At 63.9% G+C, this 24,209-nt stretch carries 24 protein-coding genes and 1 pseudogene; 12 read left to right on the top strand and 13 right to left on the bottom strand.

The window, feature by feature from the left end; genetic code table 11:
• Positions 1-139: 139 nt before the first annotated feature.
• Positions 140-637 (bottom strand): hypothetical protein, encoded by a 498-nt coding sequence (locus FLM52_01870; protein ID NVN54551.1) that lies wholly within the window; start codon positions 635-637, stop codon positions 140-142.
• Positions 638-1,108: 471 nt separating this feature from the next.
• Here FLM52_01870 and FLM52_01865 point away from each other — a divergent pair, with 471 nt between their 5' ends.
• Positions 1,109-1,732: a hypothetical protein gene (locus FLM52_01865; protein ID NVN54550.1), complete on the top strand. Its 624-nt coding sequence runs from the start codon at positions 1,109-1,111 to the stop codon at positions 1,730-1,732.
• A 335-nt stretch (positions 1,733-2,067) separates the two neighbouring features.
• A complete protein-coding gene (locus FLM52_01860; GenBank protein ID NVN54549.1) occupies positions 2,068-2,421 on the top strand; it encodes a hypothetical protein in 354 nt (117 codons plus the stop codon).
• Positions 2,422-2,586: 165 nt separating this feature from the next.
• Here FLM52_01860 and coq7 read toward each other — a convergent pair whose 3' ends face one another.
• Together coq7 and FLM52_01850 are read right to left on the bottom strand one after the other, a co-directional pair.
• Positions 2,587-3,234, bottom strand: a complete 648-nt coding sequence (gene coq7, locus FLM52_01855) for a 2-polyprenyl-3-methyl-6-methoxy-1,4-benzoquinone monooxygenase (GenBank protein ID NVN54548.1) — start codon at positions 3,232-3,234, stop codon at positions 2,587-2,589.
• 259 nt (positions 3,235-3,493) lie between these two features.
• The gene (locus FLM52_01850; protein ID NVN54547.1) at positions 3,494-3,835 is read right to left on the bottom strand and encodes a histidine triad nucleotide-binding protein; all 342 of its coding nucleotides are present in this window, start codon (positions 3,833-3,835) and stop codon (positions 3,494-3,496) included.
• A 221-nt stretch (positions 3,836-4,056) separates the two neighbouring features.
• Here FLM52_01850 and FLM52_01845 point away from each other — a divergent pair, with 221 nt between their 5' ends.
• Entirely contained in the window at positions 4,057-4,887 is an 831-nt protein-coding gene (locus FLM52_01845; protein ID NVN54546.1) for a kinase, read from the top strand.
• A 34-nt stretch (positions 4,888-4,921) separates the two neighbouring features.
• Here the strand turns inward: FLM52_01845 and FLM52_01840 are convergent, their stop codons facing one another.
• The 4 genes from FLM52_01840 to phaR form a co-directional block, all read right to left on the bottom strand.
• Entirely contained in the window at positions 4,922-5,794 is an 873-nt protein-coding gene (locus FLM52_01840; GenBank protein NVN54545.1) for a phosphoribulokinase, read from the bottom strand.
• Positions 5,794-6,249: an acyl-CoA thioesterase gene (locus tag FLM52_01835; GenBank protein ID NVN54544.1), complete on the bottom strand. Its 456-nt coding sequence runs from the start codon at positions 6,247-6,249 to the stop codon at positions 5,794-5,796. The genes FLM52_01840 and FLM52_01835 overlap by 1 nt, the downstream gene beginning before the upstream one ends.
• Positions 6,250-6,508: 259 nt before the next feature.
• The gene (purD, locus tag FLM52_01830) at positions 6,509-7,801 is read right to left on the bottom strand and encodes a phosphoribosylamine--glycine ligase (protein ID NVN54543.1); all 1,293 of its coding nucleotides are present in this window, start codon (positions 7,799-7,801) and stop codon (positions 6,509-6,511) included.
• A gap of 164 nt (positions 7,802-7,965) precedes the next feature.
• Positions 7,966-8,484, bottom strand: a complete 519-nt coding sequence (gene phaR / locus FLM52_01825) for a polyhydroxyalkanoate synthesis repressor PhaR (GenBank protein NVN54542.1) — start codon at positions 8,482-8,484, stop codon at positions 7,966-7,968.
• A 197-nt stretch (positions 8,485-8,681) separates the two neighbouring features.
• Here phaR and FLM52_01820 point away from each other — a divergent pair, with 197 nt between their 5' ends.
• On the top strand, positions 8,682-9,407 hold the full coding sequence (locus FLM52_01820; GenBank protein NVN54541.1) for a 16S rRNA (uracil(1498)-N(3))-methyltransferase: 726 nt from the start codon (positions 8,682-8,684) through the stop codon (positions 9,405-9,407).
• 74 nt (positions 9,408-9,481) lie between these two features.
• On the opposite strand, the gene FLM52_01815 is transcribed toward FLM52_01820, so the two are convergent.
• Positions 9,482-10,630 (bottom strand): hypothetical protein, encoded by a 1,149-nt coding sequence (locus FLM52_01815; GenBank protein ID NVN54540.1) that lies wholly within the window; start codon positions 10,628-10,630, stop codon positions 9,482-9,484.
• A 240-nt stretch (positions 10,631-10,870) separates the two neighbouring features.
• Positions 10,871-11,140, bottom strand: a pseudogene (locus FLM52_01810) (DASH family cryptochrome).
• 733 nt (positions 11,141-11,873) lie between these two features.
• Between FLM52_01810 and FLM52_01805 the strand changes: the two are divergent.
• The 6 genes from FLM52_01805 to FLM52_01780 are packed head-to-tail and all read left to right on the top strand — an operon-like array spanning position 11,874 to position 17,743.
• Positions 11,874-14,666: a monovalent cation/H+ antiporter subunit A gene (locus FLM52_01805; GenBank protein ID NVN54539.1), complete on the top strand. Its 2,793-nt coding sequence runs from the start codon at positions 11,874-11,876 to the stop codon at positions 14,664-14,666.
• Positions 14,666-15,022 carry a Na+/H+ antiporter subunit C gene (locus FLM52_01800; protein ID NVN54538.1) on the top strand — a complete coding sequence of 119 codons (357 nt, stop codon included), beginning with the start codon at positions 14,666-14,668 and terminating at the stop codon, positions 15,020-15,022. The genes FLM52_01805 and FLM52_01800 overlap by 1 nt, the downstream gene beginning before the upstream one ends.
• The gene (locus tag FLM52_01795) at positions 15,022-16,563 is read left to right on the top strand and encodes a monovalent cation/H+ antiporter subunit D (protein NVN54537.1); all 1,542 of its coding nucleotides are present in this window, start codon (positions 15,022-15,024) and stop codon (positions 16,561-16,563) included. Before FLM52_01800 ends, FLM52_01795 begins: the two co-directional genes overlap by 1 nt.
• Entirely contained in the window at positions 16,560-17,060 is a 501-nt protein-coding gene (locus tag FLM52_01790) for a Na+/H+ antiporter subunit E (protein ID NVN54536.1), read from the top strand. The genes FLM52_01795 and FLM52_01790 overlap by 4 nt, the downstream gene beginning before the upstream one ends.
• Positions 17,054-17,323 (top strand): K+/H+ antiporter subunit F, encoded by a 270-nt coding sequence (locus FLM52_01785; protein ID NVN54535.1) that lies wholly within the window; start codon positions 17,054-17,056, stop codon positions 17,321-17,323. The genes FLM52_01790 and FLM52_01785 overlap by 7 nt, the downstream gene beginning before the upstream one ends.
• Positions 17,324-17,341: 18 nt before the next feature.
• Positions 17,342-17,743: a Na+/H+ antiporter subunit G gene (locus tag FLM52_01780; protein ID NVN54534.1), complete on the top strand. Its 402-nt coding sequence runs from the start codon at positions 17,342-17,344 to the stop codon at positions 17,741-17,743.
• 226 nt (positions 17,744-17,969) lie between these two features.
• Here the strand turns inward: FLM52_01780 and FLM52_01775 are convergent, their stop codons facing one another.
• The gene (locus FLM52_01775) at positions 17,970-18,959 is read right to left on the bottom strand and encodes a ferrochelatase (GenBank protein NVN54533.1); all 990 of its coding nucleotides are present in this window, start codon (positions 18,957-18,959) and stop codon (positions 17,970-17,972) included.
• A 226-nt stretch (positions 18,960-19,185) separates the two neighbouring features.
• Between FLM52_01775 and FLM52_01770 the strand changes: the two genes are divergently transcribed.
• Together FLM52_01770 and FLM52_01765 are read left to right on the top strand one after the other, a co-directional pair.
• Positions 19,186-20,838, top strand: a complete 1,653-nt coding sequence (locus FLM52_01770; GenBank protein NVN54532.1) for a cryptochrome/photolyase family protein — start codon at positions 19,186-19,188, stop codon at positions 20,836-20,838.
• Positions 20,835-21,221 (top strand): DUF393 domain-containing protein, encoded by a 387-nt coding sequence (locus FLM52_01765; GenBank protein ID NVN54531.1) that lies wholly within the window; start codon positions 20,835-20,837, stop codon positions 21,219-21,221. The genes FLM52_01770 and FLM52_01765 overlap by 4 nt, the downstream gene beginning before the upstream one ends.
• A gap of 16 nt (positions 21,222-21,237) precedes the next feature.
• Here the strand turns inward: FLM52_01765 and FLM52_01760 are convergent, their stop codons facing one another.
• The 3 genes from FLM52_01760 to FLM52_01750 form a co-directional block, all read right to left on the bottom strand.
• Entirely contained in the window at positions 21,238-21,531 is a 294-nt protein-coding gene (locus FLM52_01760) for a hypothetical protein (protein NVN54530.1), read from the bottom strand.
• Between the two features lie 277 nt (positions 21,532-21,808).
• Positions 21,809-23,707, bottom strand: a complete 1,899-nt coding sequence (locus FLM52_01755; GenBank protein NVN54529.1) for a GGDEF domain-containing protein — start codon at positions 23,705-23,707, stop codon at positions 21,809-21,811.
• A gap of 199 nt (positions 23,708-23,906) precedes the next feature.
• Positions 23,907-24,194, bottom strand: coding sequence for a hypothetical protein (locus FLM52_01750; GenBank protein ID NVN54528.1), 288 nt, complete (start codon positions 24,192-24,194; stop codon positions 23,907-23,909).
• Positions 24,195-24,209: the final 15 nt, after the last annotated feature.

The following is a 24,209-nucleotide window of genomic DNA, read 5'->3' as shown; positions in this document are numbered from 1 at the left end:
CCTGACGCAAGCGGCGTTCTACCGGTGGCGCAATGGACAATGGCACTAGCATACCGTTCCTCAGGGCCGCCAGGCACCCTCGACGCCCTTGTCACGGCCAGTGCTGGCACTGCCTGGCCTGGCCCCTGCCTGCCGCGTCCTACTGACGCTCGGCCTCGGCATTGCCGCCGTCAGTCACGAGCGGCGTGTCGTCGGTCTCGGGCAAGGGCTTGGTCAGGGGCTCGGACAAGGAACCGCTGCCAGCGCGACGCATGGCATCCAGATTGACCCCGCGCACCTCACGCAGACTGCCATCCGAGGCGCGCACGGTGAATCTGGCCATCTGGCCCTGCGGCCCGAGCATCTCGACCTCATAGATCAGCTCGCCGTGCGTCTCTTCGAGCTCCACTTCGACCACCTGACCCAGCCAATCGCGCTCGAGGCTATCGAGCAGCTCGGACAACGAGATGACATGTCCGGCGGCGACTTCATCGTGCAGGCTGCGCCAGCGCTCGCTGTCACACAGCGCATGCGGCGGCAGTGCCAGCGCACCGACCAGCAGGCTCCCGAGCCCGAGGCACAGCCAGACATAGCATTGCCGCCATTGACTGCCACGCGCTGCAAGGGCGTCTGGCTGAGCCTTGTGGGGAGTCTGCATGAAGGGGAACCTCGTGAATGCCGGCGGGGCTGGTGTGCGCCCAAGGCGGGCGCTTGCGCGTGGCGCTCAATCTAGCAACGGAATGTGCAATCAAACCTGCGTTGGAACAACGCGGACCAACGCAAGAGCAACCACTGCCCCTGTGATGCAGAGACTGACAGGAGGCAATGAACCTCAGATGAATTCACGTCTCAGCGTCGCGCAAGGTCGCCTGGCCCACAGTGAACGCCATGCCCAGCCATCCTTGAGGAGGGTGTCATGTCCCCATTAGCCGCGTCCCGTATTGCTCCCGTTCGTGAATCAGACTCCGCATCCCGGCAGCCGCCATCCTCGGCCGCAGGCACCGCCCCGTCACGCTTCTGGCTCGCCAGCCGCGCAGTCCAGCACTGGCGACACGGCCTGGGCGTCAGCGCACTCGGCCTGATGCTGGGTTCGGCTCCCGCCTATGCCAACGGCATCGAGGACCTGCCGGTGCGCCATCAGCTGTCGGCGGCAGAACTCTCGACCGCAGGGCTCTCTGCAAATGGGCCCTCGACCAGCGATCACTCAGATGACGGCAAGGCGCACGCCACGCCCGGCGATGATGCGGAGGATAGCGCGCTGGACACGGCCGCCACCCGCGCAGCCGGTAAGCCTGCGACGGATATCTCTGACGCCGCAACTACTCAAGGGCTCGCGCCAGAGCTGCTCATGCAGATGATGATCCACGCCAGTCGCAAGGGCATGATGGAATTCAGCACGATGGATATCCGCGACGATCATGTTCAGTTCACGGGCTGGGGGCATAATGGGTGGCAGATGGAACTGGCCATCAATCTCGCCGATGGAGAATTCATCAGCGAAGCGCTGCGCCAGAGTGATTCGGTGCCCGGCGACAAGGCCATCGATGGCGACAGCATGCGCCAGACCTTGAATTTTGCTGCTGTCGACGGCATCAAGAGTGTACAGAGCGTCGAAGTCGCTGCGCACGCCATCCAGATTCACGGGCGCGATGCGCAAGGCAGGCCGCAGCGGATGACACTGAACATGCCGCTGCCGGGCAACGCTTTCAACCTCGCCGCCAGCGTGTCCATGAATCCGGATTATCGGCAGTGAACTGCTCGACCCGATTGACCAGCCGCCGTGCCTTGAAGTGGTTCAAGGGTTGAACCGACTCCCAGCGCTGGATCAACGCCGAAGCCGCTTGACGGCAACGATGCCAACTTCGATGCTGAACGAGTCAACCGGCCGCCCGATGCCATCAGACGCCTCATGCAAAAGTGCGTCGCATCGAGTCCCATTTCCCCATCCCCCGGCCCAGAGCACGAATGACAGTTGCGCCGGGAGGGCAATACCCCTGTTTCCTGACCCGATATCCCCGACCACCCACTTTTACCTATCGGGTCATCCTCGCCCGGCCTGACGGCCCGGCTCTATCGTGGAGAAGACACATGCAAGGCCAACAGCACAACACTCTGTGGAACCAGGCTCGCCAATGGCAGGCCAATGCAGGCAACCAACGCCCCTCCAATGGCCTGTCCGGCCTCAAGCTGGTCGCCGCCTGGCTGATCGGTGGTGTGGTCATGATCTTCAGCCTGTTCGCAGCGCTGGTGATGATGGTACTCGGCATCATCATGCTGCCCTTCATCCGCCGTCGCATGAAAAAGCGCATGAGCGAGATGCAACAGCGCATGCAGGAGGCTCAGGACAAGGCCAATGGCCGCCAGAACTACTCGCGTGATGCCACGCGTGAAGACGGCAGCAGCACCGAGACGCTGGACGGTGAGTACCAGGTCAAGGAATAAGCCCTGACGCCAGAAACCGCTGAACGTCTCGCACTGGCCGTCTCGCCATGATTGGCTCGAATTGATCATCACGACGTTCGCCAAGAACACAAAGGCCGCCCCATGGGGCGGCCTTTTGCGTTGCAGCGTCCTGAAGCTGCCAAGGCAGACTCAGGCATCTGATCATCACACCCGATAGACGCTGGCCGTCATCACCTTGGACATCAGGCGCATGGCGCTCTTCAGCGGCCCCGGGAAGCGATGGCCACCGGCTTCCAGCGCCCACTGCTCATGATGGGCTTCGTCGATTTCCATCTGGCGCAATACGGCGCGTGAGCGCTGATCGCCCTCGGGCAGCGTCTGCTGGTGCTTCGACAGGTGCTCGCCGACCAGCTCTTCGGTCGCGGCCACGAACCCGAGGCTGACCTTGTCGTTGATGGCGCCCGCTGCTGCCCCGAGGGCGAAGCTCGTCATGTAGAACAACGGATTGAGCAGGCTGGTATTGGCATCCAGCTCGACGAGTCGTGCATCGCACCAGGCCAGGTGGTCGATCTCTTCCTGGGCGGCCAGCTCCATCTGTGTGCGCGTTTCGGGCAGACGCGCCGTGAACCCCTGCCCCTGATAGAGCGCCTGGGCACACACCTCGCCGGTGTGATTGATGCGCATCAGGCCAGCGGCGTGCTGGCGCTCTTCATCGCTGATCGCTTCGTCATGGATGTCGCCCGCCGGAGAAGGGCGCGACGGCTGGGCGGCATGTGGTACCAGGGTACGCAGTACGGTGTCGAACTGATGGATCAACTGATCGGCGCGGCTGTGATGACGTTGCGCCGAAATGGCATCGGAATGCGGCATGGGAAGACTCCTGCACGGCGTGAGCAATGAGGCCATCTTACGCAAGCCAGCCCGCGACGGTAAGGGGCAGAGTGTCGCCGGGCGAGGCCTGACCGGCCCCCTTGCGCTGTACCCTCCCCAACGAAAACCGGCAACGCCGTTTTCACGACATTGCCGGTATGCGCCTGTGTGCCGCGCGCTTGTTATCGCTAGCCGCTACCTGCCCGCTAACCGCCGGTACAGGCGCCTGCTCTATGCCGGCTCAGCCAGCCGGCCATGTGAAGCGGCGACCACCCATCAGGTGCATATGAATATGATAGACCGTCTGGCCGCCATCTTCATTGCAGTTCATCACCACGCGATAACCGCCCTCGGCAAAACCGTAGTCCTTCGCCAGTCTGGCGGCGGTGTACTGCAGGCGCCCTACCGTGGCCAGCTGATGCTCCTCGATATCGTTGAGCGTGGCGATGTGCTGCTTGGGGATGATCAACACATGGGTCGGGGCCTGCGGATTGATGTCATTGAAGGCCAGCACCTCATCATCCTCATAGACGATATCGGCGGGAATCTCGCGGTTGATGATCTTGCAGAACAGACAGTCCATGACACCTTCTCCCTTGAAGTGGGGCTGCCCACGGCAGCGTGGCCTGCCAGCGTAGCGCCAGCCGGGCAACAGGCCAAGGGCAGAGACAGGAATATGCGGGCCAGCTTGCGGACAGGACAATGTCGCCTTCAAGGAAACAGACTGATTCACTGCTGCCAGTGGGCGAATGAGAAAAACAGTAGGATAATCATTGTTATCCCGCTAACGAGAAGTCGCCCGTCATGCCCGTGCTCACTCGCCAAGATTCCTCCCTGCGCAAGGCCAACCACGAACTGGAGGCCGGCCTTGGCGCTCAGGGCGAGACACGACCGGCCACTGTCGGCGCCCCCGCCACTGAACGCGCAGCCCCCACGCGCGCCGAGAAGGCGCGGGCGGCGCTGCGTGCCGCGCCCAGGGTCACGCGTGTTGACGGCGAGCAGGCCCCGGGCGAGTTCCTGCAGCGTGCCAAGGGCTTTCTCAAGGCCGAGGTCTATATCACGTACCTCAATGGCCGGCCGGTGGTCTGCAAGGATTATCGCCGCTATGCCGGCACGCCGGCGGCATTGGTGGCACGCTGGCTGGTACGCCACGAACTGAAGATGCTAGAGCGTCTGGGCGACTGGGCACACGCCCCTCGCGCCGTGGCACGCCTGTCACCGCTGTCGCTGGCGATGGAGTACATCCCCGGTCCGCTGCTGAGTGATGCCGCCCTGGATGACGTGACGGACGCCCGCCTCAGTCAGCAGCTGATTCTCGTCGTGCAGCAACTCCATCAGCGTCAGATGGCTCATAACGATATCCGTGGTTCCAACGTCGTGCTGCGCGATGGCGTGCCGGTTCTGATCGACTTCACCTCTGCCGTGCGCCTGCCACACCTGCCGGGCACAGCCAGCCTCGCGCGCATGATGCGCCGCTTCGATCTGCGTCACTCGCTGAAGCTCAAGCAACGCACCCTCGGCCTGCCGCTGAGCACCCGCGAGGCACGCCTGCTGATCCGCAGCGGCCGCCTGAATCGCACCCTGCGCGTCTGGAAGAAAGGCATCCTGCCACGCCTCAAGGGCCGCAAGCACTGAGCCACCCCGAGCCCAGCCCCCTTCATGTCTCCCGCTAGCGGAACCGCCGCTGCGCCAGCAGGCTCTTGACCAATGGTGTGATGATCAATTCGATGGCCAGTGCCATCAACGCGCCGGGCACCACCAGCGTATGCGGGCGCGACATGAACGACCCCTGGATCATCGCGAGCAGGAAGGGGAAGTCGACACTGCCGGGATCGCGGAAGTGGATCACGACCATCGACTCGGCGTCCGTCGGGATATCCTGCGGCTCGAAGGGGTTGGAGGTATCCACCGTCGGCACGCGCTGGAAGTTGATGTGCGTGCGTGAGAACTGCGGCTGGATGTAGCGCACGTAGTCATCCATGCGGCTCAGGATGGTGTCCACCACCGCTTCCTGGGAATGTCCGCGCAGCTTGGTGTCGCGATCGATCTTCTGGATCCACTCCAGATTCATGGTCGGTGCCACCCCGATCAGCAGATCGACATGACGCGCGATGTCATGCTCAGGCGTCACCAGCCCACCATGCAGCCCCTCGTAGAACAGCAGGTCCGTACAATCCGGCAGCGACTGCCATTCGGTGAAGGTGCCGACCTTGTAGCCGGCCTCGATCATGCGCTTGTCTTCGGCATGGATGTAATGACGATGCGTGCCGGAGCCCTGCTCGCCATATTCGACGAACAGCGCTTCCAGACGATCCAGCTGGTTGGCCTCGACCGCGAAGTGGGACAGCTCGCGCTTGCGCTCCGGCGCTTCCTGAAACATGCGCACCAGCTCGTCACGGGTATAACGGTGAAAGGCATCCCCGTCCACGTAGGCGGCATGAATCGCCTCACGCGAGAACATGCGCTCGAAGGTTCGCATGACAGTGGTGGTGCCCGCGCCGGAAGACCCCGTCACGGCGATGATCGGATATTCCCGCGACATCAGTTGGCTTCTCGGGACGACATGGCAGAGACGGCCTGCTCGATGGCGGCACTGGCGCGCGCGCTCGGTTCCGCCAGCCCCTGCTCGCCAGCGAACACCAGCCCGACGCGCAGCGTCGCCAGTACCGCGTCATCGCTGACACGCAGCAGACGGTGATGGACACCAAGCCCCTTGCCGGACACGCTGTCGATGGCCGTTTCCACCACGAGGGCGTCACCCAGCCGACCCTCGCCCTGATACTGCACGGCGAGATCCGCGACGATGCTCATCAGCCCATCGATGTTCCATTCGGGGAAGCCCAGCGCCTGCCAGGCCTGGCCCCGCGCCTCGTGCGCCAGGCTGACCACGCTGTCGTGGCCCAGGTGCTGGCCATAGTTGATGTCGCTTACCCGAATCGTCATCGGGTGGCGATGTAACAGGCGGGAAACCGGAAATTCAAGCCGGATGCGGTCCATGCAGACTCCTTGTCGGCGAGACAGGAAAAAGGTTCAGGGCGGACGGCGACGCCATCTTTCGACGCCGGTCAGCCTCAAGAAGGAATAGAGGATGACTAGGGTTATCGCATGCCCGGCACCGCCATGACCAGACCCCGACACGATGGTCGTAGGCGCTCAGGGCGTCGAGAGTCACCCCAACGACAAGACCCGGCCTGAGGCCGGGTCTTGTTGTGAAGCAGGCATGCCGCGGGGTGATGGCGCGTACGAGTCAGCGCTTTCAGCTATCGCCGCGCTCGCGAGCGATGGCACGCCAGGCGATGTCGCGACGCACCAGCATGTCCTGCCAACTGATGGCATCGACGCCTTCATAGGCACGCTCGGTGGCCGCCGCGACGCTGTCGCCCAGTGCGGTGACGCACAGCACGCGACCGCCGCTGGTGACGACCTGGCCGTCCTGCTCGGCGGTGCCGGCATGGAAGACCTTGCAACCGGTCGCTTCGGCAGCATCGAAGCCGCTGATGACATCGCCCTTGCGGTAGCTGGCCGGATAGCCGCCAGCTGCCAGCACCACGCCGACCGCCGCGCGGGAATCCCACTCGCAGGTCTGGGTGTCGAGACGCCCGTCTTCGGCAGCCAGACACAGCGCGACCAGATCGGACTTCAGACGCACCATGATCGGCTGGGTTTCCGGGTCACCGAAACGGCAGTTGTATTCGATGATCTTCGGCGCGCCCTGGGCATCGATCATCAGACCGGCATACAGGAAGCCGGTATAGGGGTGGCCTTCGGCTGCCATGCCACGCACGGTAGGCAGGATGATCTCATCCATCACGCGCTGGTGAACGTCAGCCGTCACCACCGGCGCCGGAGAGTAGGCCCCCATGCCGCCGGTGTTGGGGCCGATATCGCCTTCGCCGACGCGCTTGTGATCCTGACTGGTGGCCATCGGCAGCACGTTCTCGCCGTCGACCATCACGATGAAGCTGGCTTCCTCGCCGTCGAGGAATTCCTCGATCACCACGCGTGCGCCGGCATCGCCGAAGGCGTTGTCCTCGAGCATGTCACGCACGGCGGCGCGAGCTTCCTCGTCGCTCATCGCGACCACGACCCCCTTGCCCGCCGCCAGGCCATCGGCCTTGATGACGATAGGTGCCGGATGTGCCGCCAGGTACTCAAGCGCCGCATCGACCTCCGCGAAGGTCGCGTAGTCGCCGGTCGGGATGGCATGACGCGCCAGGAAGTCCTTGGTGAAGGCCTTGGAGCCTTCCAGCTGGGCGGCACCGGCCGTCGGGCCGAAACACTTGAGGCCTGCTTCACGGAAGCGATCCACCACCCCGATCACCAGCGGCGCTTCGGGACCGACGATGGTCAGCTCGATGGCGTTGTCACGTGCGAAGGTGACCAGCGCATCGAGATCGTCAGCGGCGATCGCCAGATTGGTCAACTTGGACTCGCGTGCCGTCCCCGCGTTGCCGGGGGCCACGAAGACCTCCTCGACACGGGATGACTGGGCGGCCTTCCAGGCCAGCGCATGTTCGCGGCCACCGCCGCCGATGATCAGGACCTTCATCTTTTCAACCTTCATGAGCCAGTGAGGATCAGGGCGACCCGCAGGGCGCGAGCTACCGAGGACATATCAGGCTGCGCATTATGGCAGAAAGGCGCCCTGCTCGGGGCGCCCATTTCACATCACGATGAATTCATGTGAAAACTGGATCTGACACGATGCCACACTCAGCGCCGCTCATCGTCCGGCGGTGTATCCGATTCATCATGCGCCGCATCCGCATCGCTCGGCCGTGAGCGTGAGGCGCTCTTGCCAGCGCCCATGCCAGCGCCCATGGCCTGCTGCCAGAAGCGCAGATTCTCTTCGGCGACCTCGCGCATCATCTCCATCGGCGAGTGACGCATGGCCTGAGACCACTGCTCCTGCATGCGCTGCTGCTGTTCCATCATCAGACGCGTGCCCTGCTCCAGATAACCGGCCAGCGGCAACGGCTTGGCCATCGCATAGATGCGGATGAACTGCTCCAGCAGCTCGTTGGAGAAGACCTCGGCTTCGCCCTCACCCTGTTCCTGCTCGATGATGATGGTCAGCAGGATGGTGCGCGTGAGGTCCTCGCCGCTCTTGGCGTCCTCGACCTTGAAGACCTCTTCCGCCAGCACCAGGCTGCGCAGGTCCTCCAGGGTGACGTAGCGGCTCTGCTCGGTATCGTATAGGCGCCGATTGGCATATTTGCGGATCACTCGCACGTGTCAGGCTCCTGTCGATTTTTCTTCATTGTGCACTCAAGGGGGGGGACTGCAAGAAAAGGCGTCTCCACGCGTCAGCCATTGACGCCATGACAACGCTGTCCTCGTCGGGTCAGCAGACACGACATGCTAGAATAACGCCCGCTTGCCGCTGTCTGTAAGCGATGTATCCCGCCCTTCACTGCCCCGGTATTGCCATGAATCTGATTTTGCTCGGCGCTGACGACCTGACCGCTCAGGACCATGCACGTGTCACGGACCCACGCCGCCTGCGCCATCTGCGCGAGGTACACCGCGCCGCTGTCTGCGACGAGATGACGCTCGGCGTGGAGGGAGGGCTGATCGGTCGGGGCCGCCTGGAGCGGCTGGACGCGGACAGCGCCGAATTCAGCCTGACGCTGGACCGTCAGCCGCCGGCGCCACTCGACGTGCATCTGCTGCTGGCGCTACCGCGCCCGCGCATGCTGGCACGCTCGCTGGAACACGTCACGGCATTGGGCGTGAAGCACATCACCCTGCTGCATACGCGGCGGGTCGAGAAGAGTTATTGGCAATCGCCGGAGCTCAAGGAAGACAAGATTCGCCAGCATCTGGTGCTGGGACTGGAGCAGGCGCGTGACACCATCATGCCGACGGTGACCCACGAGAAACGGTTCAAACCCTTCGTGGAAGACCGCCTGCCGGCACTGATGATGCCATCATCAGGCACGACTCCGCGTGGCATCATCGCCCATCCGGGCATGCCGGATGAGTGCCCACGCGCCGTAGGCGAGCCGGTGGTTCTGGCCATCGGCCCGGAAGGCGGCTTCGTGGACTATGAGGTCGAGAAATTCATGGCGGCAGGCTTTGAAGGGGTACATCTGGGTGAGCGCATCCTGCGCGTCGAGACAGCCGTGACGGCGCTATTGGCGCGCCTGGGCTGAAGAGCGACAGGTTGTAAAGAAGATCCGCCCGGGCCTGGCTCTGCTCGCACGACTCGCGCGATATCGACACCTCCTTACACATCGAAGCCCGCCAGATGCCGCCATTCTCCCCAATGGGTGGCGGCGTCGTAATCGAGCAGACAACGCTCGAACCAGCGCGCACCCAACCGCCAGTCGCCGCCGCCGTCCAGCCAGACGCCGGCCAGATACTTGCGCTCTGACCACGGCAACCAGCCTTCGCGTACCAGCACCTGCATGGCCTTGTCGGCCCGGGCATCGCCGGTTCGCCCTTCGCTCCAGCGCGCAAAGGCGACGTCATTTGCGGCGCCTTCCCGCAACGCGGCGCCATACCAGGCCGCGCGAGCCTCCTCATTCTTGTCACGCAGCATGCGCTGCCAGCATTCACGCTGCAGCACGATGGCCAGCAGCTGCCGATTGATCGCCTCATCACCCGCCTCACGGCGGCGGGCATCCAGCACCTGCAGGATGCGGCGCGGACTGATGCAACCCAGCGCCAGCCATGCTGCCAATGGCCATGCATCCGCCGGGCGCGCCATCAATTGCATATCGTCCAGCGTCTTCCCCGCCTCCCGCTGGGGTGTCAGTCCCGTCGGCACACCAGCGCCTTCGCCATCGACAGAGTGCGATCGCTGATAGGACGCCCCTTCTATCGAGTCCTCATCGCCGTTGCCGGCATCTCCCTTCGCCCAGGCCTTGCCCCACAGCAAGGTCGACAGGTATGCGCGGGCGGGTTCCTCGCCGCCCTGCAGCTCCGCAAGCCTGGCAGTCGCAGGCTGCCAGGCTTGCGCCGAGCCACAGATGGCATCCAGCGGCGGGAGGCCACGCGAGGCAGAATCGGGCCACGGCGGCAGGGAATAGGGCAGCCCCTGCAAGGGTGACTGCGCCTCGCACAGCGCGCGCCACTGCTCATCGTTCAGCCCCGTCGGCAAAGCCTCGCGCTGAGACAGAGCCTCGCGCTGAAGGCGGGCCTGCAAGGCACCGGGTACCGGCGTGAGCACAGCGGAAGGCGGCAGCATCAGGTCGGCCACGCCAGAATCAACGCCACCACTGGCGTGCAGCACCTGCGAGGCAAGCGCGGCGCAGGTCGCCAGGGCGTCAAGATCACCTGATGCGCCTGTATCAGCAGAGACCGTGTCACGCAGAGTGAGATCACTGGAAGGAGCCGCACGCTCGTCGACAACGCGGGACGCTTCATGCGCCATGCGCAGGCGAGCCGTCTCTTCGCGGGGGAGTCTGCCCGGCAGCTGGCGATCAAGCACTGGGCCATCCAGCAGCTGGCTGTCGAAGGCTATCTGGTCAGGGGGGTGACAGTGGAGCCGAGTCGAGGCCGGTAGACGCCGTGAGAGCTCCTGAAGGGCGCGGCTGTCTTCCGGCGCGGCGGCGAGGCTGACCTCCAGACACTGGACATCATGCTGGGCGACCTGCGTCAGCACTTCCTCGACGGGGTCCCCGACGCGCACCAGCAGGTCACTGCCGCGGCGCAGCAGCATGCCACGCAGGTTCATCAGGCTCTGCCACAGCAGACGAAGACGCGCTGGCCCCAAGCGTGGCAAGCCGTCGCTCGGTGTCAGCCAGCGACGGTCGAAGACATACATCACCAGCATCTGATACGGGCGACGTGACAGGGGCAGCGCGAAGAGTGGGTTGTCTTCCAGCCGCAGGTCGTGACGCAACCACACCAGAGAGGTTTCCGGTGCGTTGCCCGTATTCATGCTGGCGACCTCGTGCATGATGACTCCGTGGAACATATGGCGTGCAATATTTGTACAAGAAAATCGACATATTGTACAACGCTTCACAGGGTACATGTCGCGTTCCGGCGGGTCGGGCATGCGCTGGCGAGGGGTGCAAGTGCGTGATACATTCGAGAGGTTAGGTCATGTTCCATCAATGTTTTCAACAAGATCGCGCAAGTGTCTCCACTCGAACACACACTTGTCATCCAGGGGCTTCAGGAGGAATACGGCCATGCTCGCAAGACATGACATGACCGCACCAACCCGGCATATTCGCCGTCTGTCCGTTGCGGGCAGTCGGGGACGCGCTGCGGACCTCATCCCATCCTGGATGCTGGCACCCCGTGCCGTGCGACTCCCCTTCCTGACGGATCCGCCCCTTGCGACGGTAACGTCATGCCCGAAGCGATTGACGCGCTGAACCCGCGCCAGATCCTCCGTGCAGCCTGAGCCAGCCACTGCCACCCCTTATTGCCGCGTGACGCATGTCGTGTCTCGCATGGCCCCACGAGAACGCCTGCCTGACAGAGTCTCGTGTGTCCGGCACTTCATCGCGGCAACCTGCAGTGCGCTCGCCTATTCTGTCGGCACCCAGTGGCCGAAACTCCGCCTCCCGATCTCGAAGCTGGCAGTCCGGCCCTGAGCCTGTGTCTGCGCTGCCCACGAATGACGGACTACGTACTACAACAACGACTGGAGCGAGTCTTCCATGACCCTGCTGTTGATCGTGCTATTGCCGTTACTCGGTGCCCTGGTGCCCTTGATGGCCAGAAACCTGCCCCGTGCACGCCTTGCCTGGCTGACCGCGGTGGCACCTGCCCTGGCACTCGGTATCGCCGTCTTCCACCTTGGGGACGTCTTCTCGGGCATGGTGCCCCAGTTCCATCTGCCCTGGATCGCGGAGCTGGGACTCCACCTGTCGCTGCGCTTCGATGGCCTGTCGGGGCTGTTCGTGCTGCTGATTCTCGGCATTGGCCTGCTGATCATTCTCTATTCCCGCTATTACCTGTCGGGCGAGGATTCGCTGGCACGCCTCTACAGCTTCCTGATGCTGTTCATGACCGCGATGCTCGGCATCGTGATGGCAGACAACCTGCTGCTGATGTGGGTGTTCTGGGAGCTGACCAGCCTGAGCTCCTTCCTGCTGATCGGTTACTGGTACCAGCTGAGCGAGGCGCGCAAGGGCGCCCGCATGGCCCTGACCGTCACCGGCGCCGGGGGCCTGGCACTGCTGGCCGGTATCCTGGTCATCGGGCATATCGTCGGCAGCTACCAGTTCGATGACGTGCTGGCCGCGGCGGACCAGATTCGCTCCCACGAGCTCTATCCGGTCGCGCTGGTGCTGGTGCTGCTGGGCGCCTTCACCAAGTCGGCCCAGTTCCCGTTCCAGTTCTGGCTGCCCCATGCGATGTCGGCACCGACGCCGGTGTCCGCCTTCCTGCACTCCGCCACCATGGTCAAGGCCGGTGTCTTCCTGCTGGCGCGCATGCACCCGGTGCTCGCAGGGACAGACCTGTGGTTCTACATCGTCAGCCTGACCGGCCTGGCCACCCTGCTGTATGGCGCCTGGTTCGCGCTGATGAAGCAGGACCTCAAGGGCGTACTGGCCTTCTCGACCATCAGTCACCTGGGCCTGATCACGTTGCTGTTCGGCTTCAACAGCCAGATGGCCGCCGTCGCGGGCCTGCTGCACATCATCAACCACGCCACCTTCAAGGCTTCGCTGTTCATGGCTGCCGGCATCGTCGATCACGAGTGCGGCACGCGTGACATCCGCAAGCTCAACGGTCTGTATCGCTACATGCCGCATACCACGGTGCTGGCGATGGTCGCCTCGGCCTCGATGGCCGGTGTGCCGCTGCTCAACGGCTTTTTGTCCAAGGAGATGTTCTTCGCCGAGAGCCTCGATGCCCAGCTGCTGGGCGGCCTGTCGTGGCTGATTCCGGCGCTGGCGACCCTCGGCGGCATCCTGTCGGTGGCCTACTCGCTGCGCTTCATCCACGACGTCTTCTTCAATGGCGAGCCGAAGGATCTGCCCAAGACCCCACATGAGCCGCCGCGCTACATGAAGCTGCCCATCGAGGTGCTGGTGCTGATCTGTCTGCTGGTCGGTATCCTGCCGTCGCTGGTGATCAAGGATCTGCTGGTCAGTGCCTCCGCCAGCGTGCTGGCCGGACCGGTACCGGACTTCAGTCTCGCCATCTGGCACGGCTTCAATCTGCCGCTGCTGATGAGTGCCATCGCGCTGGCGGGCGGCGTCGCCGTCTATGCCCTGCGCCACCATCTCTATTCCTTCCAGCGTCAGTTCCGCGCGCGCAACGCCCTGCTGGTGTTCGAGGCCAACGTGCAACGCCTCGTCAAGCTTTCCGAGCGCAGCATGGACAGCTTCGAGAATGGCTCGCTGCAGCGCTACATGCTGTGGCTGCTGCTGACCGCGCTGCTGTTCGTCGGCATCGGCTTGCTGGCCGTGCCGCAACTGAGCGGGGAGCTTGAGCAACAACCCTTCGATGGCATGCTGCTGACCGGCGCCATCATCACCGGCCTGGCCGGTCTCGGCACCGCGATCACCCACCGCAAGCGGCTGATCTCGTTGCTGATGCTGTCCGTGGTCGGCCTGATGACCTCGCTGGCCTTCGCGCGCTTCGCCGCGCCGGACCTGGCACTGACTCAGCTGGCGGTCGAGGTGGTGACGATGATCCTGCTGATGCTGGCGCTGTTCTTCCTGCCCCAGCGCACGCCAAAGGAATCCAGTGCACGCCGCATCATGCGCGACGTGCTGCTGGCGAGTGCCTTCGGCGTGGTGGTGGCAAGCCTCAACTTCGCCATCCTGACCCGCCCGGTGGAGTCGATCTCCGACTTCTTCATGGCCAATGCGGTCTCCGGTGGCGGTGGCCATAACGTGGTCAACGTGATTCTGGTCGACTTCCGTGGCTTCGATACGCTGGGTGAAATCACCGTTCTCGGTATTGCGGGTCTGGCGATCTTCAAGCTGCTCAACCGCCTGCGCCTGTTCATGCCGTCCAGTGACCTGGATGGCCGTGGCTGGTCGCCGGATCGCCATCCGATGATCCTGGCCACCGTCTCCCAGACGCTGCTGCCGCTGGCACTGCTGGTCTCGGTCTACATCTTCCTGCGTGGCCACAACGCGCCGGGCGGCGGCTTCATCGCCGGTCTGGTGACGGCAGTCGCCATCATCCTGCTCTACATCGCGCGTGGCGTGGACTGGACGCAGCGCTGGCTGCGCTTCCCCTATCAGCCCGTCGCGGCGGCCGGGGTGTTGATCGCCGGCCTGACCGGTGCCGGCAGCTGGGTGTTCGGCTATCCGTTCCTGACATCCTCCTTCGGCCACTTCACCCTGCCCGTGATCGGGGAAATCGAGCTGGCCACCGCGCTGCTGTTCGACCTCGGCGTCTACCTGACCGTAGTCGGCGCGACCCTGATGATTCTCGCCAATCTGGGCAAGCTGACGACTCCGCATCGCCCGACCAAGGAGAAGATGTGATGGAAGCCCTCTACGCCACTACCACCGGTCTGCTGGCCGCCTGCGGTGTCTACCTCACCCTGCGCGGCCGCACCTTCCCCGTCGTGGTCGGTCTGACGCTGCTGTCCTACGCCGTCAACCTGTTCCTGTTCTCCATGGGCGGCCTGGCCATGCATGGCACTCCCGCCGTGGTTGGCTCAGGCTCGCCCACGGCAGACCCCCTGCCCCAGGCGCTGGTGCTGACCGCCATCGTGATCGGCTTCGCCATGACGGCCTTCGTGGTCATTCTGGCGATGCGCGCGCGCGGCGATCTGGGCAGTGACCATGTCAACGGCAATCGCCTGGATGATTCGAAAGAGAAAGAGGACACCAAGTGATGCTGCAACACCTGATTGTCCTTCCGATTGTCCTGCCGCTGCTGGTGGGGGCGGGCCTGCTGCTCAGTCGTGCCACCTCACCGACCCTGCGCCGCACGGTCAGCCTGGTGGCCCAGGCAATGATGGTGGCCATCGCCATCGCGCTGGTGGTGCAGGCCGGTGATGGCGCCATCCGCTACTACGCGCTGGGCGACTGGCAGCCGCCGTTCGGGATCGTGCTGGTGCTGGACCGCCTGTCGGCGACCATGGTGCTGCTCAGCTCGCTGCTGGGACTGCTGGCCTGTCTGTACGCCACGGCAGGCATCGATGAGACCGGCTCCAATTTCCATGGTCTGTTCCTGCTGCAGCTGATGGGCATCAACGGCGCCTTCCTGACCGGCGACCTGTTCAACCTGTTCGTGTTCTTCGAGGTGCTGTTGATCGCCTCCTACGCCCTGCTGCTGCATGGCGGCAGCAAGGCACGCACGCTGTCGGCACTGCACTATGTGGTACTGAACCTGATGGGCTCGGCGTTCTTCCTGATCGCGCTGGGTATCCTGTACGGCGTGACCGGCACCCTGAACATGGCCGACATGGCAGTCATCGTCACCACGCTGGACCCGGGCCGGGCCGGTCTGATGGAAGCCGGTGGCCTGCTGTTGCTGGTGGTGTTCGGCCTCAAGGCGGCAATGCTGCCGCTGTACTTCTGGTTGCCGCGTGCCTACTCCGCCGCCTCGGCACCGGTGGCGGCGCTGTTCGCGATCATGACCAAGGTCGGCATCTACTCCATCCTGCGCGTCTACTCGCTGATCTTCACCGACAATGCTGGCCCACTAGCGGACCTCGGTCGTGACTGGCTGTGGTGGGCGGGCCTCGCCACCCTGGTGGTGGCGATGCTGGGCGTGCTCTCGGCGCGTGATCTGCGCACCCTGGTGGCCTATCTGGTGATGGTGTCGGTGGGCACGCTGCTGACGGCGCTGGGCATGAACACGATCGAGGCAGACAGCGCGCTGCTGTTCTACCTGATCCACTCGACGCTGGTCACCGGCGGGCTCTTCCTGCTGGTCGACGTGGTCGCCGCTCAGCGCGGCAAGGCCGGGGCACGCATCGTGCGCTCGCGGCCGCTACTGCAGGCAGGCCTGCTGGGCGGCCTCTTCCTGATCGGCACCGCAGCCGCCGTCGGGCTGCCGCCGTTCTCGGGCGCCATCGGCAAGGCGCTGATTCTCGCCTCGGCGACGCCGGAGCAACAGATCTGGCTGTGGCCGCTGCTGCTGCTGGCCGGTCTGTGCTCGCTGGTCGCCTGCTCACGCGCTGGCTCCAGCGTGTTCTGGCGCACCAGCAAGGCCGAACCCAGCGGCGAGCGGGTCGGCGCGGCGCGTGGTATCGCCACTGGCGGGCTGATCTCGGCCGCGCTGATGCTGGTCATCTTCGCGGGGCCGCTGGCGAACTGGACCAAGGCCTCCGCCGAGCAGCTGTCCAACCCGGCCCCCTATCTTGAATCCTTGCTCGGCAAGGACGCGGCACCCGAAACCGCACCGCCGTTGAAGGGAGATGTCTCATGATCAAGCCTCGTTCCCGTCTCTTGCCCACGCCGATGCTGTCGGTGCTGCTGCTGATCGTCTGGCTGATGCTGCAGAACAGCGTCGCGCCCGGTCAGATTCTGCTCGGGGCAGTGCTGGCCATCGCGATTCCCATCCTGACCTACCGCTTCTGGGAGCCGCAGCCCGACCTCCAGAAGCCCTGGCGGCTGATCAGCTATTTCCTGCGCGTGATCATGGACATCATCATCGCCAACCTGCAGGTGTCCTACCTGATCCTCAATCCGCGCGCCAAGTTCCGTCCGGCCTTCGTGCGCTATCCGCTGGAGCTTGAGGAGAAGTTCCCGATCACCGTGCTGTCGAGCACCATCACGCTGACGCCGGGCACGGTCTCGGCCTATCTGACGCTGGACGGTCGCCATCTGATCATCCACGCACTGGATGTCGAGGATGAGCAGGAGTTGATCGACGAGATCCGCCAGCGCTACGAGCGTCCGCTCAAGGAGATCTTCGAATGCTAGACATCGCCCTGTGGATCAGCATCGCGCTGTTCGCCGCCTCGCTGGTGCTCAACGTCTTCCGGCTCGCCATCGGGCCGGACCTGCCGGACCGCATTCTGGCGGTGGACACCATGTACGTGAACTCTATCGCCCTTATCGTGCTGTTCGGCATCCAGCTCAACAGCAAGTCCTACTTCGAGGCGGCGCTGTTGATCGCCATGCTCGGTTTCGTCAGCACCGTGGCAGTCTGCAAGTACCTGCTGCGCGGCGACATCATCGAATGACCTGAGCGGAGATTCCCCATGCCCACCTGGTTCTATCCTGTACTCGAAGGCGTGATCGCCTTCTTCCTGGTTGCCGGCGGCCTGTTTGCCTTGATCGGCTCCCTGGGACTGACGCACCTGAAGGACTTCTACATGCGCCTGCACGGCCCCAGCAAGACCACCACGCTGGGGGTCGGCTGCGTGCTGATGGCGTCGATGATCTATTTCCGCGCCACCACCGGCCACTTCAGCTTCCAGGAAATGCTGGTGTCCATCTTCCTGTTCATCACCGCCCCCGTGACTGCTCATCTGCTATCCAAGGCGGCGCTGCACCAGAAGCTGGTGGCGGACAAGCGAACACGCAACGTGCCGGAGCAACTTGAAGTCGCCGAGGAGCCGGACGAGGTCAACGCCGAGGCCAGCGAATCCCGCCTGCCGTGATCGGCTCTCGGCTCTCGGCTCTCGGCTCTCGGCTCTCGGCTCTCGGCTCTCGGCTCTCGGCTCTCGCCAGACAGGCTCTCACCCTCCTGACTCTGAGCCGCGAGCGCTGATTCGCAGGAGCGGATTCACGAACAACAGACAAGCAACATGAAAACGCCCCACCAGTGATGACTGGTGGGGCGTTTTCATTTCTCAGGCTATGGAAGAAGTCTGACGGGCCTGCTGGTTACCAGCCCTGGGTATGCTGACGACACAGCGCCTCGAGCAGATCGATATGATCACTGCGATCATTGAGCGCCGGAATGTAGCGGAAGTCGCCACCACCGGATTCGGTGAAGTAGCCGCGGTTCTCTTCCTCCAGCTCTTCCAGCGTCTCGAGACAGTCAGCCGCGAAGGCCGGCGAGATGACATCGACGCTTTCCAGCCCTTCACCGCCCCACGCCTTGAGCGTTTCATCGGTGTACGGTTTGAGCCACTCGGCCTTGCCGAAACGTGACTGATAGGTCATCGCCCATTCATCGTCACCAAGCCCCAGCGCCTCGGCCAGCAACTGGCTGGTTCGCTCGCATTGCGTCGGGTAGGGGTCACCTGCGGTGGCATAGCGCTTGGGAATGCCGTGATAGCTCATCAGCAGGCGCTTGCCGCGCCGACCTTCCTTCTCCCAATGCTCCCGCACGCTGGTGGCCAGCGCCGCGATGTAATCTGGATGATCGTGATAGTCGCGCACGAAACGCAGCTCCGGCAGATGCGGGCACGGCTTGAGCGCACGCGCCAGGCGATCGAAGACCGCGGCGGTGGTCGTGCGCGAGAACTGCGGATAGAGCGGCAGGATCAGCATGCGGTCGGCACCGCGGCTGGCGAGCTTGCGCCCCACCTCTTCCATGGTCGGCTTGCCGTAGGTCATCGCCAGCTCGACGGGAATGTCCTCGCCCAGTGACTCGGCCAGGCGTGCTTCCAGCGCGGCGCGCTGACGCTTGCCGATCGCCATCAATGGCGAGCCGTCTTCCGTCCACACCGAGGCGTAGGCCTCGGCCACCTTCTTGGGACGCGTCGTCAACACCAGGCCATGCAGAATCGGCAGCCAGAGCAGACGCGGCAGGTCGATCACGCGCACATCACCGAGAAACTCCGCGAGATAACGGCGCACCGCCTTGGGGGTCGGGGCATCGGGGGTGCCGAGATTGACCAGCATGACGCCAAAACGCGGGGTACTCATGGATGATGGACTCCTGACTAGGGGCAAGAAGAGAGGTAAAGCGGCAGCGTATCCACTGTCACCGACAACGCAGCAAACTTCACCGACAGCGCAGCCATATTACCAGCTCGCCCTGTGCGTGAGGGATGAAGTTATACTATCATCACGATTTGTATAGCTTTAAGACAATTATTGTCATAACCCCTCCGGAGGCCTCGTGCCCGATCCCACCCCCGCTATTCTGCGTCTGGCGACGCGTCATGACTTTGCGCGGCCACTGGTGCTGGTTCTCGGCGACCAGCTCAGCCATGACCTGGCAAGCCTCAAGCAGGCGCCAGCCGACAGCGTGATCGCCTTCTGCGAGGTCGAGGAGGAAGGCCGCTACGTACCGCACCACCCGCACAAGATCGCGATGATGCTGGCCGCGATGCGCCATCATGCCCAGGAACTCAGGGAATGTGGCTGGCAGGTACATGAAAGCCGACTGGAGGACCCGGACAACCTCCAACGTCTAACCAGCGAGGCAGAGCGTCTGGCCGCCCTGTATCAGTGTGATGGCGTGCTGGTGACCCGCCCCGGCGAGTGGCGTCTGCTGGACGACTTCATGGCGCGACGCGAAGCCGGCAGCGTGCGCTGGGAAGTCCTCGAGGACACGCGCTTCTTCACCACGCCGGCAGCATTCGCCGGCTGGGCCGAGGGCCGCAAGCAACTGCGCATGGAATACTTCTATCGCGAACAACGCCGTGACACCGACCTGCTGATGGAAGGCAACGAACCCGCCGGCGGCAAGTTCAATCACGACCACGACAACCGCGAACCGATTCCAGACGACTTCCATGCCCCGCCACCACCGGTGCATGCCCATCACGAAGATGCGACCACTCGCGAGGTGCTGGCGCTGGTCGCGGCGCGCTTCGGGGAACAGGCCAGTGGCAAGGATCGCCACTTCGGCAGCCTCGAGAACTTCAACTGGGCCGTCACTCGCACCCAGGCTCGCTCTGACCTCACGCATTTTCTCGATCACTGCCTGGCAGACTTCGGCCGCTATCAGGATGCCATCGAGGACAGCGACCCCTTCCTGTTCCATTCACGTCTGTCCGCCGCGCTCAATATCGGGCTCTTGAGCCCGCAGGAGGTCTGCAACGCCGTGGACGCTGCCTGGCGGCGCGGCGATGTACCGATCAATTCGGCGGAAGGGTTCATTCGCCAGATACTCGGCTGGCGCGAATATGTTCGCGGCATCTACTGGACACGCATGCCCGGCTACAAGCGCGAGAACCGGCTGGAAGCCAGCCGCAACCTGCCGGAATTCTTCTGGACGGGAGACAGCGGCATGCGCTGTCTGGATCAGGCCATCGCCAGCACCCGCGAGCATGCCTACGCCCACCATATTCGTCGCCTGATGGTCACGGGCAACTTCGCGCTGCTGTGCGGCGTGAAGCCCGAGGCGCTATGCGACTGGTATCTGGCGGTCTATGTGGACGCCTGTGAGTGGGTCGAGCTGCCCAATACGCTGGGCATGGTGCTGCATGCCGATGGCGGCCTGATGGGCTCCAAGCCTTATTGCGCCTCTGGCAAGTACATCGACCGCATGTCCAATCACTGCGACAGGTGCCAGTACTCGCCGAAGCAGGTCACCGGCACGCATGCCTGCCCGTTCAACAGCCTCTACTGGCACTTCATCGAGCGCCATCGCGAAGCATTGTCGCGCAATCCGCGCATGTCACTGGTCTACGGCAGCTGGCGACGCATGAAGGACGACAAGCGCGAAGCTCTGCTGCAACAGGCCGACGCCTTCCTGGCTCGCCTCGACAGCGCCGCGGACTATGGCAGTGATGCCCATCGCGCCGGTTACTACGCCGCGCCTTCCAGTCTCATCACCGACAAGGAATCCTCATGAGCCGCATCTGGCAAGCCAGCGCACCGGTCACGCTCTATCACGATGGCAAGTGTCCCCTGTGCCAGCGCGAGGTCGCCTGGCTGGCCAGGCATCCGAGGCGGGAGCGAGTCATAACGGTGGATATCCGTGCACCAGATTTCTCGCCTCAGGCGCTGGACTTGAGCTTCGAGACGATGATGGGACGTCTGCACGTGCAGGACGCACGCGGGGAATGGTATGTCGGCATGGATGCCAGCCGAGCACTCTATGCAGTACTCGGCTATCGGCGCCTGGTGCGCCTGTCGCTGCTGCCGGGCCTGCGCCCGCTGATGGACTTGAGTTACCGCTTCTTCGCCCGCCATCGCGAGCGCATTGGCCGCTGGGTGCCTCAAAAGCACACCTGAGCCACCAGGCGCGGGCTCAGAAGCTCAGCGGGATACGCGAGCTCAAGGGTTGATGGTACTGCGGCGGGCGTCCGATCATCTCGTCATTGGCGACCTGCGAGACCAGCCACGCCCGTGACATCCCGCCCCGCTTGAGCTCGCTGTAGACATCCTCCAACGAGCGGAACAGCATCGGCTTGCCGCGCTTCATCAGCAGCTCACTGCGCTCCTCCCCTTCCTCGCCGGCGGCTTCGAGCACCAGCTGAACCTGATAGAAACGACTGGCGGCATGACTGATCACGCGCGCCTCCAGTGCAGGGTATTCGGCCATCAGCGCCTGCAGATTGCTGGTAAAGATGGCGGACGGCGTAAAGATGCTGGTGGTTCTGGACATGTAAAGACTCCTGCGCACCCAGGGGGCTGCGCATGGCAAGGCCGCAAGACGACGACGTGGTACAAGGATAGCCCGTGAAAACAGGTGCTGGGCGAATCCTAACCCCAGCAGCCCGACGTTTCAGGATGTACTTCAAGGCTTCACGCCAGACTGATGGCCAGCGATGACAGTCATGGGGCAGGCGGATGACGATTGAGTGACTCGCAGGCGGAGATCACTGCACTGGTGAGGTACATGCCTCGATGACACGCCCGGAGTCTCGCGTCTTGGCTTCGCTCTTGAGCTCGCTCCAGCGCGCGGCGATGTGGGTCATCTCGCACCCGGCAAGATCATGCAGCGCCACCAGTGACAGTCGCGTCAGCGGAAAGAAGCGCGTGGTGCCGAAGCGGTCGTGGCCCTGAAAGCCTCCCGCTGCCAGTACATCGGCCGGATACAGGCTGGAGACCGCATGCTGGAATGCCGATTGCAGGCCAGCTAGACGTTGCTCGAGCGCTGTCAGGCGCAGTGCCCGGTGCGGTTCGGCCATGCACAGCGTCATCACGAAATCATCGCCGCCGACATGGCCGAGAAAGTCACCCTCCTGCAGCGCATCGCGCAATACCGTCGCCAGCGCCAGCAGCATGCGGTCGCCCTGCGCGTGGCCGAAGCGGTCATTGAAGGGCTTGAAGTTGTCGAGATCCAGATAGATCGCCGCCCACTCGGCACTGCGCGCGCTACTGTTCTCTCGCAAGTCCTCGCCCAACCCCTCACCCAAGCCCGCGCCCTCGCCAGCCACGCACTCGAGCAACTGGCGCTCAATCGGCCCGTTGCCCGGCAGGCGCGTCAATGGATTGGCCTCCTCGGCACTCGCGACCTGCAGCTCCGTGATGATGCGCAGCAAGTCCAGGGTGCGCCCCAGTCCCTGATAGCGCCCGCCGCGCGTGATGATGAAGTCCTCATCCCGATCACTGCCTTCGCGGCCGGTCACCTTGGCCGAGACGCGCTCCAGCGTCTCATCCGCCTCGACGCGCAGCGGACTGCTCTGCATGACCTCGTGGATCAAGCGTCGTGCATACAGTTCCGGTCCGAAGCGCTGGCTCAGCAGCCCCAGCAGGCGATGGCGGATGATCATGCCCACTGGTCGCTGCTGTTCGTCCACCACGGCCAGTGACATCACCTCCTGCTCGGCATGTAGTCGCTGGGCGACCTCATTGACGGTGACATCCTGCTGCACCGGCGTCACGGCGCGCGCCAGGCTGCCGATGCTGCGGCCAGGCGGCGGGCGGTGATGCAGCCTGCGACTCAGTCGGCGCAGATGCCGGTCGAGCGCGGCGCGCTGGCCGATTGGGTCGGCCTCGGCCGGCGCGAACAACCAGCCTTGCAGGTAGTCGGCCCCCAGCTGTCGCACGCACTCCATTTCCGCCTCACGCTCGACGCCCTCGGCGATCACCTGACTGCCACTACCGTGGGCGATATCGATGATCGAGCGCACGAAGCGCCGCTTGAGCGGGTCGGCATGGATACCACTGATGAAGTGACGGTCGATCTTGACGAAGTCCGGCTGCACCGACGACCACAGCTTGAGGCTGGCATAGCCCTCGCCGAGATCATCCAGCGCGATGGCGAAGCCCATCGATTGATAATGACTGACGGCTTCCCGCATCAGCGCCGAATCCAGCCCGGGCGTCTGCTCGGTCAGCTCGATCACCACCTGGTGCGGACGCAGGCCGAAGCGCCGCAGCAGGCGTCGCGTCAGGCCGGGCGAGTGGGTGCCATCCAGCAGCACATCGGGAGACACGTTGATGAACAGCCGCTCCGTCAGGCCCAGCGTCGACCATTGCTCGAGCGCACGCTCGCGACACAGGCTGTCGAGTTCCACCAGCCGGCCGTGTTCGCGCGCCGCCGAGAACATCGCCAGTGGTGAGGCCAGTGGCCCCGCGGCATTCCCGCGCGCCAGCGCCTCATAGGCGAACACCTCACGCCCGTTGGACGACACGATGGGCTGGAAATGCATGCTCACCTGGCGCTGACGCAGCAACGCCTCCAGTGCATAACAGGATTCGACGACAGGCTGGCCATGGGCGGCTTGCAGGGGCGGGGAAGGGAGCATGTCAGAATCTGAACATGCTGACATGACAAAGGGATGACAAAGATTGCACGCGGCGCATGAGGCGCCTCATCCGGCAGAGGAAATGCCACAGCCCAGATCGGCATCCTGCCCGGGGGACGTTATACCGACCATCTCGACGTACCGACCATCTCGATGAACACAGGATCACGCCATGCCGGCCTGGCAGCCGGCATGGCGTGGTCCTCATGCACTGGAGTGACGCCTACAGCGAGTTGGGGTCGATGGCCTTGCCGAGGGAGTTGCGGTCGATCCACTTGCCCGCCTTGGTCTCCTTGTAACGGAAGACGACCATATCGCCAGCCTCTACCGGCACTTCGCTGTCTTCGGTCTGGTAGCTGTAGCTCTCACCTTCCACGACCAGCGTGAAGCGGTAGAGGTCCGGCATGCCCAGCCATTCCTTGAAGGGTCCTTCACGCTCCAGACTCTCCAGCGTGCCGCGGCCTTGCAGCTTGGGGGTACGTGCGCGTCCGCGCCCAAATCCACCTGCCATGCTATCTCCTCCCCG

The organism is bacterium Scap17, from assembly GCA_013376735.1.
Lineage (GTDB): Bacteria > Pseudomonadota > Gammaproteobacteria > Pseudomonadales > Halomonadaceae > Cobetia.
Note: the sequence above shows the minus strand (reverse complement) of the source record. Positions and strands in the feature narration are given on the sequence as shown.

Coding starts and splice junctions, on each gene's coding strand:
- FLM52_01800 (NVN54538.1), top strand. CDS start 14,666: ATGGAAGCCCTCTACGCCACTACCACCGGTCTGCTGGCCGCCTGCGGT.
- FLM52_01820 (NVN54541.1), top strand. CDS start 8,682: ATGAATCTGATTTTGCTCGGCGCTGACGACCTGACCGCTCAGGACCAT.
- FLM52_01850 (NVN54547.1), bottom strand. CDS start 3,835: ATGGACTGTCTGTTCTGCAAGATCATCAACCGCGAGATTCCCGCCGAT.
- FLM52_01785 (NVN54535.1), top strand. CDS start 17,054: ATGCTAGACATCGCCCTGTGGATCAGCATCGCGCTGTTCGCCGCCTCG.
- FLM52_01815 (NVN54540.1), bottom strand. CDS start 10,630: ATGGCGCATGAAGCGTCCCGCGTTGTCGACGAGCGTGCGGCTCCTTCC.
- FLM52_01805 (NVN54539.1), top strand. CDS start 11,874: ATGACCCTGCTGTTGATCGTGCTATTGCCGTTACTCGGTGCCCTGGTG.
- purD (NVN54543.1), bottom strand. CDS start 7,801: ATGAAGGTCCTGATCATCGGCGGCGGTGGCCGCGAACATGCGCTGGCC.
- FLM52_01750 (NVN54528.1), bottom strand. CDS start 24,194: ATGGCAGGTGGATTTGGGCGCGGACGCGCACGTACCCCCAAGCTGCAA.
- FLM52_01780 (NVN54534.1), top strand. CDS start 17,342: ATGCCCACCTGGTTCTATCCTGTACTCGAAGGCGTGATCGCCTTCTTC.
- FLM52_01790 (NVN54536.1), top strand. CDS start 16,560: ATGATCAAGCCTCGTTCCCGTCTCTTGCCCACGCCGATGCTGTCGGTG.
- FLM52_01755 (NVN54529.1), bottom strand. CDS start 23,707: ATGTCAGCATGTTCAGATTCTGACATGCTCCCTTCCCCGCCCCTGCAA.
- FLM52_01860 (NVN54549.1), top strand. CDS start 2,068: ATGCAAGGCCAACAGCACAACACTCTGTGGAACCAGGCTCGCCAATGG.
- FLM52_01765 (NVN54531.1), top strand. CDS start 20,835: ATGAGCCGCATCTGGCAAGCCAGCGCACCGGTCACGCTCTATCACGAT.
- FLM52_01840 (NVN54545.1), bottom strand. CDS start 5,794: ATGTCGCGGGAATATCCGATCATCGCCGTGACGGGGTCTTCCGGCGCG.
- FLM52_01775 (NVN54533.1), bottom strand. CDS start 18,959: ATGAGTACCCCGCGTTTTGGCGTCATGCTGGTCAATCTCGGCACCCCC.
- FLM52_01845 (NVN54546.1), top strand. CDS start 4,057: ATGCCCGTGCTCACTCGCCAAGATTCCTCCCTGCGCAAGGCCAACCAC.
- FLM52_01795 (NVN54537.1), top strand. CDS start 15,022: ATGCTGCAACACCTGATTGTCCTTCCGATTGTCCTGCCGCTGCTGGTG.
- FLM52_01835 (NVN54544.1), bottom strand. CDS start 6,249: ATGGACCGCATCCGGCTTGAATTTCCGGTTTCCCGCCTGTTACATCGC.
- FLM52_01760 (NVN54530.1), bottom strand. CDS start 21,531: ATGGCCGAATACCCTGCACTGGAGGCGCGCGTGATCAGTCATGCCGCC.
- FLM52_01870 (NVN54551.1), bottom strand. CDS start 637: ATGCAGACTCCCCACAAGGCTCAGCCAGACGCCCTTGCAGCGCGTGGC.